This window comes from Algoriphagus sp. 4150, from assembly GCF_031457395.1.
GTDB lineage: Bacteria > Bacteroidota > Bacteroidia > Cytophagales > Cyclobacteriaceae > Algoriphagus.
The window spans coordinates 1-14,814 of the sequence record NZ_JAVDWS010000008.1 but is presented as its reverse complement, the minus strand read 5'-3'; the positions used below and the strand labels follow the sequence as shown (position 1 = coordinate 14,814).

10 protein-coding genes are annotated in these 14,814 nt (G+C 41.6%); 7 read left to right on the top strand and 3 right to left on the bottom strand.

Going from position 1 to position 14,814, the window contains the following annotated elements:
* The first annotated feature begins 261 nt into the window (after nucleotides 1-261).
* Entirely contained in the window at nucleotides 262-2,094 is a 1,833-nt protein-coding gene (locus tag J2X69_RS11885) for a sodium:solute symporter family protein (protein ID WP_310103516.1), read from the top strand.
* A gap of 269 nt (nucleotides 2,095-2,363) precedes the next feature.
* A complete protein-coding gene (proC, locus tag J2X69_RS11880; protein ID WP_310103514.1) occupies nucleotides 2,364-3,164 on the top strand; it encodes a pyrroline-5-carboxylate reductase in 801 nt (266 codons plus the stop codon).
* 285 nt (nucleotides 3,165-3,449) lie between these two features.
* On the opposite strand, the gene J2X69_RS11875 is transcribed toward proC, so the two are convergent.
* Genes J2X69_RS11875 through alaS form a run of 3 tightly spaced genes read right to left on the bottom strand, consistent with a single transcriptional unit; the run spans nucleotide 3,450 to nucleotide 8,670 of the window.
* The gene (locus J2X69_RS11875; RefSeq protein WP_310103511.1) at nucleotides 3,450-4,559 is read right to left on the bottom strand and encodes a TlpA disulfide reductase family protein; all 1,110 of its coding nucleotides are present in this window, start codon (nucleotides 4,557-4,559) and stop codon (nucleotides 3,450-3,452) included.
* A 3-nt stretch (nucleotides 4,560-4,562) separates the two neighbouring features.
* Entirely contained in the window at nucleotides 4,563-6,023 is a 1,461-nt protein-coding gene (gatB, locus tag J2X69_RS11870) for an Asp-tRNA(Asn)/Glu-tRNA(Gln) amidotransferase subunit GatB (RefSeq protein ID WP_310103509.1), read from the bottom strand.
* Nucleotides 6,024-6,045: 22 nt separating this feature from the next.
* The gene (alaS, locus tag J2X69_RS11865) at nucleotides 6,046-8,670 is read right to left on the bottom strand and encodes an alanine--tRNA ligase (protein WP_310103508.1); all 2,625 of its coding nucleotides are present in this window, start codon (nucleotides 8,668-8,670) and stop codon (nucleotides 6,046-6,048) included.
* A 477-nt stretch (nucleotides 8,671-9,147) separates the two neighbouring features.
* Here alaS and J2X69_RS11860 point away from each other — a divergent pair, with 477 nt between their 5' ends.
* The 5 genes from J2X69_RS11860 to J2X69_RS11840 all read left to right on the top strand — a co-directional run bounded on the left by J2X69_RS11860 (nucleotide 9,148) and on the right by J2X69_RS11840 (nucleotide 14,618).
* Nucleotides 9,148-10,254 (top strand): alanine racemase, encoded by a 1,107-nt coding sequence (locus J2X69_RS11860; RefSeq protein ID WP_310103505.1) that lies wholly within the window; start codon nucleotides 9,148-9,150, stop codon nucleotides 10,252-10,254.
* A 113-nt stretch (nucleotides 10,255-10,367) separates the two neighbouring features.
* Nucleotides 10,368-10,946 carry a GDP-mannose pyrophosphatase NudK gene (gene nudK / locus J2X69_RS11855; RefSeq protein WP_310103502.1) on the top strand — a complete coding sequence of 193 codons (579 nt, stop codon included), beginning with the start codon at nucleotides 10,368-10,370 and terminating at the stop codon, nucleotides 10,944-10,946.
* Nucleotides 10,947-11,336: 390 nt separating this feature from the next.
* A complete protein-coding gene (locus tag J2X69_RS11850) occupies nucleotides 11,337-13,295 on the top strand; it encodes a hypothetical protein (protein WP_310103500.1) in 1,959 nt (652 codons plus the stop codon).
* A 14-nt stretch (nucleotides 13,296-13,309) separates the two neighbouring features.
* Entirely contained in the window at nucleotides 13,310-14,134 is an 825-nt protein-coding gene (locus tag J2X69_RS11845; RefSeq protein ID WP_310103498.1) for a DUF2490 domain-containing protein, read from the top strand.
* A gap of 10 nt (nucleotides 14,135-14,144) precedes the next feature.
* Nucleotides 14,145-14,618: a hypothetical protein gene (locus J2X69_RS11840; RefSeq protein ID WP_310103496.1), complete on the top strand. Its 474-nt coding sequence runs from the start codon at nucleotides 14,145-14,147 to the stop codon at nucleotides 14,616-14,618.
* The last annotated feature ends 196 nt before the right edge of the window (nucleotides 14,619-14,814 follow it).

Below are 14,814 nucleotides of genomic sequence, written 5' to 3'. Positions count from 1 at the left end.
GGGGCACAAAGGTAAGGCTTTTGCGTGTTTTATTGCCGGGAATGTGCAAATGCTATTCCAAAGGAAATATTATAGGATAATATTATCCACAATGATGCCAGCAGCCTCCCTCTCTTTGATAAATCGGTAGGAAGACCGATGACAGAAGACCGAAGCGGCCTACAAACTATAGTTCGTCAAATCCTATCTTGCTTTTGCCTCCTTACCGGTAGAAAGACGGATATACATATAGTATATTTAACACTCACCAATTGCCTCACTATGGAACTCAGTACATTGGATTATAGTATTATTTTCATTTTCTTTTCAGTCGTTTTAGGAATTGGAATCTATGTTTCCAAAAAATCCGGGCAGGATACCTCTGAGTACTTTTTATCGGGACGGACAATGCCGTGGTGGCTATTGGGCTTTTCTATGGTCGCCACGACATTCTCTACCGACACGCCGAATTTGGTCACGGACATAGTACGTAACAGCGGTGTTTCGGGCAATTGGGTGTGGTGGGCTTTTTTATTGACAGGTCTTTTGACAGTTTTTGTATATGCCAAGCTATGGCGCAGGTCCAATGTTCTAACCGACATGGAGTTCTATGCTTTACGATATGGAGGTAAACCGGCACATTTTCTTAGAGGGTTTAGATCGCTATATCTGGGACTTGTTTTTAACATCATCACACTTGCCGCGGTTAATTTGGCTGCTATTAAAATTGGGGGGATAATGCTGGGATTGACCCCAATCGAGACGGTTCTTATTGGAGGGGTGATTACAGTGATTTTCAGTGCGGTCGGCGGGTTTAAAGGGGTTGTTTACACAGATTTTCTACTGTTTTTCGTAGCAATAGTAGGTGCCATTGGAGCGGCCTATTATTTGGTGAACATTCCTGAAGTTGGCGGCATAAGTAAATTGATTGTCCATGAAAACGTAGCAGGGAAATTATCCATTTTGCCGGATTTCTCAGATACTGAGGCTTTGATATCTATATTAATAATCCCTTTAGCGGTACAATGGTGGAGTTCATGGTATCCGGGTTCGGAGCCCGGCGGAGGTGGATACATTGCACAACGTATGTTAGCCGCTAAAAATGAAAATCATGCAATCGCATCCACCTTCTTTTTTAATATAATGCATTATGGCTTACGCCCTTGGCCATGGATTTTGGTGGCTTTGGCTTCTTTGGTGGTATTCCCCGATATTGCCAGTATCCACGAAGCTTTTCCCAATATAGAAGAAAGTAAACTGGGGCATGATCTGGCCTACTCAGCCATGTTGACTAAACTTCCAAGTGGTCTGCTGGGTTTAGTATTGGCCTCATTGGGCGCTGCCTATATGAGTACCATTTCAACGCAGCTAAATTGGGGGTCGTCTTACATCGTAAATGATTTTTACAAACAGCAAATAAAACCGAAAGCTTCGGAGAAAGAGTTGGTGGCTGTGGGAAGAATCTCTACTGTTCTATTGATGGTTTTGAGTGCGGTGATGGCATTATCCCTGACAAACGCCAAACAACTTTTTGATATTCTTCTTATGTTCGGTGCGGGAACAGGTCTTGTATATATCCTAAGATGGTTTTGGTGGCGTATCAATGCCTGGAGTGAAATTTCCGTTATGTTTGCCGCTGCCATCACAAGTTTGACGTTGACGTATACCTCTCTTGGTGATGCCCTTTTTGGTTTTATAAATGAATCGGGGTTTTTGGTTGAGGGTTTTTTCCCATCATGGGCAAGATTTCCTGTGATTGTTTTGGTAACGACTCTGGTATGGGTATTAGCCACTTTTGTAACCAAACCGGAGGAAAAAGCTATTCTTAACAGTTTTTATAAGAAGACCAGACCGGGCGGACCCGGATGGAACAAGGTCTTGTATGATGCTAAGGCAGAAGGCGTCGATATTGAAAAAAGTCATGAAAAATGGTCTGTTCCTTCAGGGATTTTGGCCATGATTTTGGGCTGCATCCTTGTTTATAGCTGTATGTTTGCCACCGGAAATTGGATTTACGGAAATTATCCCTTAGCAATTGGCCTTACTGTCACGGTAGTAGTTTCCGGATTTCTTTTAGCCAAAGTTTGGAATACTATGAAAGATAATCTACTGTAATTTTTGGTTTGTCGGTGTGTAATTTCCCTTGATCACCATAGCCCGGGTGCAGTTATAGGCGACATGCATACAAGACGGTCGAGAAGGTAAGGGGGCAATTCCTGAAAAAAGTTGAAGCTTTTGTATGTATATCCCACAAGCTGATTTATGTGAGTCTTTTGCTGTCATATATTTTTGATACTGAAAAGCAGCGTAAACATATAGGTTCAATAAAAACAGCCTATTTGCTTACCTTTAAGCAACAAATACAATCAATAATTATATTTTCTATGATTTCGAAAGTAAATATAGCCATCATCGGCTGTGGTAATCTGGGAGCGTCCATCGCAAATGGACTGTTAAGACGGGAAGATTTTGATCCGAAGAACCTGACACTTACCAAAAGGCATGTGGAAAGCCTTAGTGAGTTTGCCGCTTTAGGCGTAAATGTCCAAAGTGATAATGTATCGGCGGCTGCAAAAGCTGACATCGTGATACTTGGTGTAAAACCCTACAACATCGCCCCCATTCTCAACGAAATCAAATCTTCTCTTGATCCCAAAAAGCAACTTATCATTTCGCTGGCCACCGGAATTACCCTCGCGGAAATGTATCAAGTAATCGAGCATCAATCTGTGGCTTTCCGGGCTATGCCAAATATTGCCGCCGATATCCAAGAATCTGTTACCTGTATTTGTTCCGAAAATGCGGATCCGGAACAAATAAAACTTGTATCCGAACTATTTGATGCAATCGGGTTCACTATTCCTATCGACGAAAGTCTGATGGAAGCGGCAACTGTGTTGGGTGCTTGCGGGATTGCCTATGTACTGAGATTTATGCGGGCTATGATCCAAGGCGGAATACAAATCGGTTTTGATTCGGTAACGGCAAGCAAGATCGTGAACCAAACTGTAAAGGGAGCTGCCGAACTGATGATTCAGAAGAATATGCATCCTGAAGCGGCTATAGATAAGGTAACTACCCCCAAGGGCTGTACTATAGTGGGATTAAATGAAATGGAGCATCAGGGCTTCAGTTCGGCAATGGTAAGAGGAGTGATCGCCAGTTATGAAAAAATAGCGAAATAGTTGATTTTTTAATGAATTATTAATTTTCAAGGAATATTAAATCTAAATCAGGAAAAATTAATATTTAATTCAATAAGAATAACTTTAGGATTGTTTTTCTTTTGAATCTTTTCAGTAGATTTGTCTCGGGTGATAAACAACTTTTGCTATTCCTTTTTCAATGACACGATTTTTAAAGGAAGGACTGTTTGGTACTTTTTCTTCCTTCCTTTCATATTTCTCCCCACAAAAAAGCCTTCTGAATTTATTCAGAAGGCTTTTTTGATGAGTTATAACTGAGGAAAATCAGTCAAAAACTTCCTCTAGCTTGGCTCTCAAACTTGAACCCCGAAGGTCTTTACCAATGATTTTACCATCCGGATCGATCAAATAAGTAGCCGGAATAGCACTGATCTGATAAAGCTCTGCAGCTGCAGAATTGAAATATTTCAAATCAGACACTTGGGTCCAAGTCAATCCATCCTCAGCAATAGCACCCACCCAAGCCTCTTTGGTACGGTCCAAAGACACACCAAATACTTCGAAACCCTTGTCCTTGTATTCATTATAAAGTGCGACCACATTTGGATTTTCTTCACGGCAAGGCTTACACCATGCTGCCCAGAAATCTATCATCACATATTTTCCGCGCAAATCAGACAGCTTGACGGTTTCGCCCTCAGGATTGGGAAGTTCGATTTCAGGAGCTATTTGCCCCATAGAAAGCGCTCTCATCTCATCCAATTGCTGCTTCAATTGAACAATTGTTTTTGTCTCAGGATACTTCTCGTCAAGCTTGGATATCAGGCTATCCATGAACTGAAACTCATTCTTCGGATTTAACAGACCTATGGCGGCCAAGGAAGCAAAACTATTCCCCATGCTGTTGATCACATTCTTCACTTCAGAGGCCTGGTTGCTTTCCAATGCCATGGCTTCAGTCTGAATCTGCTTGATCGCTTCCGTATCATTATCGCTCATCGCTTGATAATACGATTCATTGAGCTGATTGACTTTTGTCTGGTAATTGTCCATCAACTGTTCGATTTTCAGCATTTCTTTAGAATCCTGAGAACCCTCAATAACCAAGCTTTCAAGTTTGGAAAAATCATACTTTACCTTGACATCCTCCTTGTATAGCGCAAGCCGAATCATCTTTTCCCCATACATATTCAACTCATAGAAAGTAGGTGCATCCACAGCAACCTCATAGCTAAACTTACCTTTATCGTCCAGCTGAAGAGTATCCAGTACTATTGGGCTACTATCTGTGAATTGGGAAAGTATTATCTCTCCGGATGGCGCATTTTCAATAGTGCCTGTGATTAATACATTTCCATCATTTGCCTGCTTCTGCCCGCAGGAGGAAAAGAATAAGAGGACAAGGAAAACAATTCCGTTCATTTGATTTAACATAGATTAATTCTCTAGTAATTCTGTCAATAATTTTGTGGCAACTTTGGGATCGGCTTTGCCTTGGGATTTCTTCATCACCTGCCCCATAAACAAGCCCATCAAGCCCTTCTTGCCCGATCTGTATTCTTTAACCTTCGCAGCATTTGCAGCCAGCACTTCTTCTACAATTGGCTTCAAAGAAGATTCATCACTTTCTTGGATCAGATTCAGTCTCTGTGCTATTTCCAGCGGACTCTCGTTGGCACTTTTCAGCATCTCGGGATACAGATTTTGAGAAGCGGCCGTATAACTCACTTTGCCTTCATCGACCAAAGCTATCAAAGCAGCCAGAGAATCATTGCTGATCGGGAAATCGCTGATAGAAAGAGACAACTCATTCATGTAGGATTTCACAGGTCCCATCATCCAGTTAGATGCTGCTTTGTAATTGTCGGTTTTACTGCACAGCCCATTAAACCAAAAAGCTACTTCTTTTGATTCTGTCAAAAATGCCGCATCGTAATCCGGCAGACCATATTCTTCCACGAACTTTTTATGAAGGTCTCTTGGTAAGACAGGCATGGTTGATTTCACTGCATTCAGCCACTCATCTGAAACTACCACGGGACTAAGATCCGGCTCCGGGAAATAACGGTAATCGTTCAGGTCTTCTTTAGTCCGCATGCTTGCAGTAAGTCCCGTGCCCGCATCGAAAGTTCTGGTTTCAGAAATAACCTCCTCGCCTGCTTCTATAAGCCGGATCAGACGCTCATGCTCATGCTCGATGGCACGGAACACGTTTCGAAAGGAATTCATGTTTTTTACTTCAACCTTTTTGCCCAACTCTTTGACGCCTTTCAGCATCACAGATACGTTGGCATCACAGCGAAGAGAACCTTCCTCCATATTTCCATCGCAGATATCGAGGTATTTTACCAGCTTTTTCACTTCGGTAAGAAAAGCATATGCTTCCTCCGGACTATGCATGGCAGGTTCCGTTACGATCTCTATCAGCGGTGTCCCGGCACGGTTGAAATCCACCAAGGTATCAGCTTCATCTGCCAGGTGGATGGATTTCCCTGCATCCTCTTCCATATGCACACGATTCAGCAGTACCTCCTTTTTGGTTCCGTCAGGAAGCTGGATAGGTACGGTCCCTCCTACACAAATCGGCCCTTTATCCTGTGTAAGCTGATATCCTTTTGGAAGATCCGGGTAGAAATAATTTTTTCTCGCAAAGACATTGTATCTAGTAATCTCAGAATTACAAGCCAAGCCCATCTTGATGGCATAGGCTATCGCTTTTCTGTTGACCTTGGGCAAAGTGCCCGGATGGCCAAGTGTAATCACTGAAATCTGAGTATTGGGTGATTTACCGTACTCATTAGCGTCAGCAGCAAACATTTTACTTTCGGTCAAAAGCTGCGCATGCACCTCAAGTCCGATGACCAACTGATATTTATTCTTTAATTCTTCGCTTAGCATCCGCGCGTATATTTCTTATCTATTAAAGGTACAACTCTCTGGCTTTAGCCACTGCATTTTCCAGTCCGGCTAGATTCTTACCTCCTGCTGTTGCAAAAAACGGCTGTCCACCGCCGCCGCCTTGAATTTCTTTCGCCAATTCCCGTACAATTTGACCGGCATTTAAGTCCTTGCTCGTGATCAAATCCTCATCTATAATTACTGCTATCTGAGGCTTGTCCTCAATTTTGGCTACCAAAATAACGAAAGCATGCTCGGTTTCATTTTTCAATTCATAAGCAAGTTTTTTCAGAGAATCAGCATTCGGAAGTTCCACTTGCGCAATAAGGGTGTTAATCCCATCCCCCGCTACGAATTGCTTAAGCAACTCCGCTTTTACTCCTGAAGCTTTCTCCAGATGCAATGAATCGATTTCTTTTTTCAGCTCATTCCGTTCTTGAAGTAAGGACTCGATTGACTTTCTCAAATCCTTCGGATTCTTCAGCAATTCCTGAATTTCCTTCACCAAGTTCTCCTGCTTGCGGAAATAATCCTCAGCAGCTTTAGCAGTGATAGCCTCGATTCTACGAACACCTGAAGCGCTGGAAGCCTCCGAAATAATCTTAAACAGACCGATTTTACTTGTTTGAGGTACGTGGGTTCCTCCGCAAAGTTCTACAGAGAAATCTTTATCAAATGTGATTACACGCACAAAGTCACCATATTTCTCCCCGAAAAGAGCGGTTGCCCCTTGCTTCTTAGCCTCTTCTATCGGTACATTTCTTTGCTCGGAGAGTGGGATATTCTGTCGGATTCGCTCATTTACGATATCCTCGACCTTCGTAATTTCCTCATCGGATAATTTGCTGAAATGCGAGAAATCAAAACGGAGAAGGTTCTGATTTACCAAAGAACCACGTTGCTGAATATGGTCCCCAAGCACTTCTTTCAAAGCCGACTGAAGCAAGTGCGTAGCCGTATGGTTATTTTCAGTCAAATAACGTTTTTCTGCATCTACTTCAGCACCGAACTTGGATTCCGGGTTCTTAGGAAGCTTTTCCACAAAATGAACAATCAAATCGTTCTCTTTTTTGGTGTCGATCACTTTGACTTTTTCGGTCTCGGAAATCAGCCATCCTGTATCTCCTACCTGTCCTCCGCTTTCTGCATAGAAAGGTGTTTTGTCCAAGACCAATTGGTATTTATCACCTTTTTTATCTGAGATCACCCTATACTTGATGATCTGACAGTGCGCTTTAAGGAAGTCGTATCCTACAAACTCGACTCCATTATCCTCATTCACAATCACCCAATCGCCTGTCTCGGATTCGGAAGCAGCACGGGATCGTGTTTTCTGAGCTTCCATTTCCTGCGCAAATCCGCTTTCGTCCAATGAAAGACCGCTTTCACGTGCGATCAAGGAAGTCAAATCCAAGGGAAAACCGAAAGTATCATATAATTCAAAAGCCGTCTTGCCCGGAATTACATTGTATCCTTTTTCTTTCAGCTCAGACTTAATCTGGTCGAGCATTTTCAGGCCATTGTCAAGTGTACGAAGGAAGGAAGTTTCCTCTTCGAAAATCACTTTGGCTATAAACTCCTGTTGCTGTCTGACTTCGGGGAAGATATCACCGAAATTATCGGCAATAAGACCGGTCAATTCATATAAAAATGGCTCATGAAAGCCCAAGAATGTATATCCATAGCGGACTGCCCTTCTGAGAATCCTACGGATAACGTAGCCGGCTTTGTTATTGGAAGGAAGCTGTCCGTCCGCAATGGTAAATGAAATGGCACGTATATGATCTACAATCACACGGAAAGCAATATCTGTTTGCTCATCCAAACCGTATGTCTTGCCTGATTTTTTCTCTAGAGCACTTAAAAATGGAGCAAACAAATCCGTATCGTAATTGGAAGATTTGTGCTGAATGGCTCTCACCAATCGCTCAAATCCCATTCCGGTGTCCACGTGCGTTGCCGGAAGGGATTTTAAAGAACCATCCGAAACCCGGTTGAATTGCATAAATACCAGATTCCAAATCTCAATCACCTGCTCGTGATCATTGTTCACCAGATCTCTACCAGCTATCTCAGCACGCTCAGCATCCGGTCTTAGGTCAATGTGGATCTCCGAACATGGACCGCAAGGTCCCACATCACCCATTTCCCAGAAATTATCTTTCTTGGAACCCATGATGATACGATCTTCGGGCACGATGGCTTTCCATAGATCATAGGCTTCCCGGTCCAAAGCCAGGTTATCTCCCTTGTCTCCTTCGAAGACAGATACATACAACCTGTCTTTTTCCAGTCCATAAACTTCGGTCAACAACTCCCAAGCCCATGCTATCGCTTCCTTTTTGAAGTAGTCACCGAAAGACCAGTTACCAAGCATCTCAAACATGGTGTGGTGATAGGTATCGACCCCCACTTCTTCAAGATCATTGTGCTTACCGCTTACACGAAGGCATTTCTGCGAATTGGCGACACGGGGATATTTGGCTATTTCATTGCCCAGAAAAGCGTCTTTAAACTGATTCATCCCCGCATTGGTAAACATCAAGGTAGGGTCATTTTTGACCACAATCGGTGATGAGGGAACGTAGTGGTGCTGCTTGGATTGGAAAAACTCTATAAAGGTGCTCCGTATTTTCTTTGCTTCCATGAAGGTTTTGAGGCAATTAAGAATGCTATTTAGGCCTTTTGACAGCCATTATAATTGGGTGACAAAATTAGCAGAATTGGCGGTGTTACCTGCATAGGGGTGAGATTTTCTCTAGGCAGATGTCTCCCGCCAAGGCGCAAAAGCGTAAATAATATCCCCTTTCTCGCGGCGGCGCAGCGGCAAAGCCAAAGAAAAGGGGTATTCATTATACTTGGACGATTTTACAAATCTCCCGCTAGGGCAAAAACTAATTAAAAACACATTTGTCACGGTGGAGAATTTTTCTTTGGCTCTACCCTTTAAGCTCCATACCTGAATCTTTGGCTGTCATCCCCAAAGTAGCCAATGGAAAACCAAACGTAAATTCATCGGAAATCCCGTAAATCAAAAATCGTATTTCGTAAATCCCATTCAGCTTGTATTTCCCCTACGCTCCGAGTACTTTCATTAAAATTTTTAATAACTCAAAAATCACTCATGAGCTACCTCAATCATCTAACATCCCCTACACTGCTTCTTGACGAAAAAATCTGTCGGGCCAATATCAAGCGAATGGCTGACAAAGCCGCGCGTCATAATATGAAATTGGTTCCTCACTTCAAAACCGCCCAGTCACATCAAATCGGAGATTGGGCAAAAGAATACAACATCACTGAAGTGACAGTTTCTTCTATAAAAATGGCCGAATACCTTTCCGGACAAGGCTGGGTAAACATTCACATCGCTTTTCCTTTCAACCCACTGGAAATCCCCAAGCTCAACAAAATAGCAGGCAAGCAATCCATTTCGGTACAGTTAATCAATGCTGAAACCACCCGGATGCTTGCAGATCAATTGGAACATCCTGTAGGATTCTTCATTGAAATCGATGCAGGTTATGGTAGAACCGGCGTGGAAGTAAGTGATTTTGGTTTGATCGAGGAGATTTTTCTGATTGCAAAAAAAACGGACAAACTGAAGTTCAAGGGCTTTTACCTTCATCCGGGCCATACTTATTATATGCCCGATATTCCTGCTATTTACGAGCAATCCCGAAATGCCCTGGGAATGCTCAAAAATAAATACAGCACTGAGTATCCTAATTTGGTGACAAGAATAGGCGATACTCCCGGCTGTGCCGTGATGGAAGATTTTGAGGATATTGACGAAATGGGCCCGGGCAACTTCGTTTTCTATGACTTGATGCAGGAAGAACTGGGAGGCTGTGATAAGGAAGATATTGCTGTTTGTCTTGCCGTACCGGTAGTAGATATCAAGAAAGATCGCAAGGAAATTTTGGTTCACGGAGGTGGAGTTCATCTGGCAAAGGATGTTCTTGTAAGTGAAAACGGTCTGAAAAACTTCGGGGAAGTGGTCTATCTAAATGAAAATGGCTGGACTATTCCGGAAGAAAAATCTTTCTTGAAAAGTATTTCCCAAGAGCATGGCATTATCAAAGCCTCGGACGAACTCTTGGCAAAAGTGAAAGTGGGTGACGTTCTCGGCATCCTCCCGGTACATTCCTGTATGACGGCTGATGCCATGGGCGAATACATGACGCTGGATGGAAAAATGGTTGATCATGCCGAAGGCAGTAGGCAGTAATCAGTTTTCAGCTGACAGTTCACAGAATTCTGTCAGAAACATCGGTTAGACACTATTAATTTCAAAATTAGCCCAGACCAAAATTCTGGGTTTCTTTTTACCTACATCAAATCATGATCAAAGACATTAAACTTTTAAAAACAGAAGTACTTTCTGACAATTGGTATACCCTTCGGAAAATCACTTTCCAGTTTACCAAGAAAAATGGCGAAGTAATCACTCAGGAACGCGAAGCATATGACAGAGGCAACGGTGCCACTATTCTATTGTATAATCTGGAACAAAAAACAGTCATTCTCACGCGTCAGTTTCGTCTTCCCACCTACACCAATGGCAATGAATCAGGTATGATGATCGAGGCTTGTGCGGGACTTTTGGATGAGGATAATGCTGAAGATTGCATTCGTCGAGAAACCGAAGAAGAAACAGGGTACTTGGTCAAGGATGTGAAAAAAGTGTTTGAAGCTTACATGTCACCGGGATCAGTTACAGAAATTCTACATTTCTTTATCGCTGCTTATTCCAAAGACATGAAAGTGAGTGAAGGCGGTGGCGTGGATCATGAAGAAGAAAACATCGAAGTACTGGAAATTCCTTTTGAGGAAGCATTAAGTATGATAGGCACAGGGGAAATCAAAGATGCCAAAACGATTATGCTACTTCAGTATATCCGGCTTCAGAATATGTTGTAGTGTATAATCCAGTCTGAAAAAAAATCGTGAATTGGGACTTCCTACTACCGGAGAGGCAGGGCTACCCTCCTTTCTACTTTTTCTTCTTACAGCTTTTTTTTCTATTTTTTTTAAACGGTTTTATACCGAAGTAATTAGAAGCATAAGACGGCTTTTATTCTTAAAAACCAAAGAAATATTAGAAAAATGATAATAAATAGGCCGTTTTTTTACGATTTTTAATGCAAAACACCCTTTTCGCATGTCATTTCCTGTCGCCAAATTTTATTTGGTGAACTTTTTGGCGTTAATTTGTCATATGAAATCGAGCATGTTGAAGACGACACACAGAGGGATGATTATTCGCCGAGCGAGATTCCATGTGGCCATTGAAAAACAAATTATAATCACATGAAAAGGATTGTTCTACTCATTTCACTTTCCCTTTGCGCCCGGTTGCTTACGGGGCAAGACCTCAAGTCTTACCAAGGAAACTATAAATTTAATGGTATTGAAGGAGAGGCTAAATTCAATTATCAACTAAATCCCGCCAATGAATCAATTTTGCAAGGGGATTTCAAATTTGAATCCTCCTCCAAGGGTTCATTCTCTGAAAATATTTTTGAAAGAAAGGCTATTATCGGAAGATTTGAACTTAACAAAAAGGTAGGGACATGGACATATCTGGATGAGCATCATCAAGTCACTTTGGATCAAGTGGTTGATTTCAAAGTGTTTTCGAGACTGGAAAGCCAACAGGTAAAGATTAGTGCAAACTACAAGTCCGGTCTGCCGCATGGTAAATGGACAATTGAAGAAAACACTTACGAAGGCGATAAGCTGAAAAGGGCTTCACAATCAGATGCCATTCATTTTCAGGATGGAAATCTGGTCAATGAACTGCAGTACAAAACATTTAAAGATGAACACACCCAGATTGTGAGGGGGAAATTATTGGAAGGAGGGATTTTGCATGGTGAGTTGGCCATGGTGTACGAGTCTGATGGAAAATTGATCAGTGAAATCAGGAATTATGAGCGGGGATTTTTGCTTGGTTTAGTGAAGAAAGACCTTCGGAGTGATGAATTGATTGAGGAGGTTATATTTTTCAACACCATAGATAAACTCAAGGAACTGTCAGATGGGAAACAGAATGGCTTTAGAATAGCCGACGAGGTATTTGGGATGACATATAGAGATGGATTTCTAAGAGATGGTTTTGAATATGTAGCCCAATCTCAGGGTAACCAATTTTTGGAAGGTTTTCTAAAGAAGCTTCTCAAAAATGATGAACTATTCACCAATACGGAAGGAGATCTGATCCAAAGCCCTATTCACACCAAGCGATTCGTATATGAGTTAAGTAGAGCGGATCAGAAATCCATAGAGGAAATCCCCTCTTTATATCGTGAAAACGTAAAGAAAACTTCTGAATACCTGGCAGAGAGCACTCTGCATCTGTTGAAGAATAAATCAGATTCTACTTTGCTAGCTTATAGCTATATACAATTACAGTCCGACAACCTAAAAAGAATGGAAGATCTTTTTACCCAGATTGAATCCAAAAGAATACAATTTTTAGATGTTGAGGTTCTGTCAGAAAATTATTTTTCTTGGGTAGGAACCCCTGATACTGTTCAGGTAAACTATATGGATCAAGAAATTTCAGAGGTGATAGAATATCGTGATGTGAAATCCAATTCCGGTTTTTTCCAGATTCTTCAAGCATTTCTTGAAAACCAGAAAGTTCAATTGGAAAAGCGATATGCATTACTTGATGTTTCATTGCAAACAGAGCGAAATAGTGAGGAGCTTTTGCAGCTAAGCAAGCAGATTGAATCCTTTACTGAAAAAGTCAGAGGCCTTTATTCAAATGAAGTAATTGAAGACCCAAGATCCGCCCTGCTTGTAACTAGTATTTCGGAAAATATTCTTAGTAACCAACTGGAGTCGCTTCGGACAATGTTTGCCACCGACAATGAATTTGTCCAAAAACAATCCAATGCTGAAATGATTCTGAACCTTCTGACTACCACAGAAGATTTACTGCCCATACTCATAACTTTGTATTCTGATTTTGATAAGTTGGATATGCTCTATCAAGAGGAAGTATTCAACCCTTTTACCTACACAAGGTATAACCAACGTGTTCAGGAGAAGCTTTTCGACAGCTATGAAATCGTATTTGAATACTACATTACGCAGATTCAGAATTCTGAGGATTTTAATACACTTAATTCTTGGATCAACAAAACCCAAATCCTTAACCGGAAAATGACAGAACTCAGAGGGGAAGATACCCGGAGATTAGAGAAGAGGCTGAACAGGGAAAAAGAACCTTTGAAACTGGAGTCCTTACTGGGATTATAACGAATTGACACAAGATGAGAATAGGTAAAATGTATAGGATAGTTGTCTTTTTAGTTATAGGATTGTTTGTGGGACCACATTTGGTACAGGCACAGGAGATTACCGTACCCTCGGAAAAAACAAGTCTCCCTACTACTACAGAATCCTGGAATGGACTCTACCTGAAACTCAGGCTTTCTGACAGGTGGTGGTGGTATCAGGAGAATCATTACAGAAGAAGAAGTAGCATCGATAATAATTCGGATTTCGTCGGAAGGATGAGTCAGCTTTATAATAGGTTTGGAATGACCTATATGTTTACTGACTATTTTGAAGTGACATTTGGGCCGACCTTAGTATGGAATTTTACCCCGGATCCAGGCAACCCGGAGTATGTTAATTCAGTGCTGGAACCCAGATTTTGGCATCAATGGCTTCTGACCCAGAGTGTGGGGAGAGTAAAGGTTTTACACCAATTCCGATTCGAGCATAGGTTCAAGCGGGATAATAATATCGGAGCAGACTATAATTACACCGATAGATTTCGCTATAAAATCACTGCCTATGTGCCACTGAACAAGCCTAAGATGGAGAATAATACACTGTTTATCGCTCCGTCCAACGAGATATTTATAGAGACGGGTAAGCATAAATGGAATATTTTGGAGGAAAACAGGGTCTATACCGCAATAGGATATACCTATAATAATTTGATGTTTTTCGGAGGGCACATGTGGACTTATGGCCCTACCAATAACCCCGGCACATACCGGAATCGCCATATTATCCGGCTAAATGTCATGTATACCATTGACTTTAGAACCAATAGAAAAGAAATAACAAGGAATTTTAGTTTTTGATAAATAGGAAATGAGGAGCAGAAAAATAGTTTTTGCGTTAATGCTATGTTTGGTTTCTTTTTTGGCTAATGCCCAATATAAGGGACAGTGGAGAGCTATTCACGCATATGAGTGGTCTGGTTCAGATTACCTTTTTGGGATGAATTTTACAGCAGAATATTTTCCCGCACATTATTTATCCATTGCTCCTTCTTACACCATTTTCCTGCCCGCCACAGGGAAAGCAAGTAGTCTTGACATACATGCCCGTTATTATTTGACAGAAAAGAAGAATCAGTTCTATGGGTTGGCCGGGGTTCAGCATTATTTTTACAACAAAGAATTTGACAACAGAGGAAAACAAGTAGTAAGGTCTCTTTCGCTCGGAGCAGGCGGAATGCTGAAACTCAATGAGTCCCTGGGATTCAATCCTGAAATCAAGTACTCCTTCTCCCCTGCTAACCGGCTCGTTTTAAAGGCGGGTGTAGTTTATTTTATCAATTGATTGCTATGTCTGGATTGACATATTAGAAAGCATAAAAATCTAGAGGCTTTTGCTAAAAGGCATTGGATAAATTAACTTTATAATTAAAAGGAAAACTTAATTTATAAACAGATGAAATATCCATGACGGGAGCGCGACACACAGGGGCATGATTATAAATCCCGGCATCCACCATTTTCGTAGAAATCAACCGGAT

Excerpts from the sequence above, each read along its gene's own strand:
- proC (WP_310103514.1), top strand. The coding sequence starts at position 2,364 with ATGATTTCGAAAGTAAATATAGCCATCATCGGCTGTGGTAATCTGGGA.
- J2X69_RS11875 (WP_310103511.1), bottom strand. The coding sequence starts at position 4,559 with ATGTTAAATCAAATGAACGGAATTGTTTTCCTTGTCCTCTTATTCTTT.
- J2X69_RS11845 (WP_310103498.1), top strand. The coding sequence starts at position 13,310 with ATGAGAATAGGTAAAATGTATAGGATAGTTGTCTTTTTAGTTATAGGA.
- alaS (WP_310103508.1), bottom strand. The coding sequence starts at position 8,670 with ATGGAAGCAAAGAAAATACGGAGCACCTTTATAGAGTTTTTCCAATCC.
- gatB (WP_310103509.1), bottom strand. The coding sequence starts at position 6,023 with ATGCTAAGCGAAGAATTAAAGAATAAATATCAGTTGGTCATCGGACTT.
- J2X69_RS11860 (WP_310103505.1), top strand. The coding sequence starts at position 9,148 with ATGAGCTACCTCAATCATCTAACATCCCCTACACTGCTTCTTGACGAA.
- J2X69_RS11850 (WP_310103500.1), top strand. The coding sequence starts at position 11,337 with ATGAAAAGGATTGTTCTACTCATTTCACTTTCCCTTTGCGCCCGGTTG.
- J2X69_RS11840 (WP_310103496.1), top strand. The coding sequence starts at position 14,145 with ATGAGGAGCAGAAAAATAGTTTTTGCGTTAATGCTATGTTTGGTTTCT.
- J2X69_RS11885 (WP_310103516.1), top strand. The coding sequence starts at position 262 with ATGGAACTCAGTACATTGGATTATAGTATTATTTTCATTTTCTTTTCA.
- nudK (WP_310103502.1), top strand. The coding sequence starts at position 10,368 with ATGATCAAAGACATTAAACTTTTAAAAACAGAAGTACTTTCTGACAAT.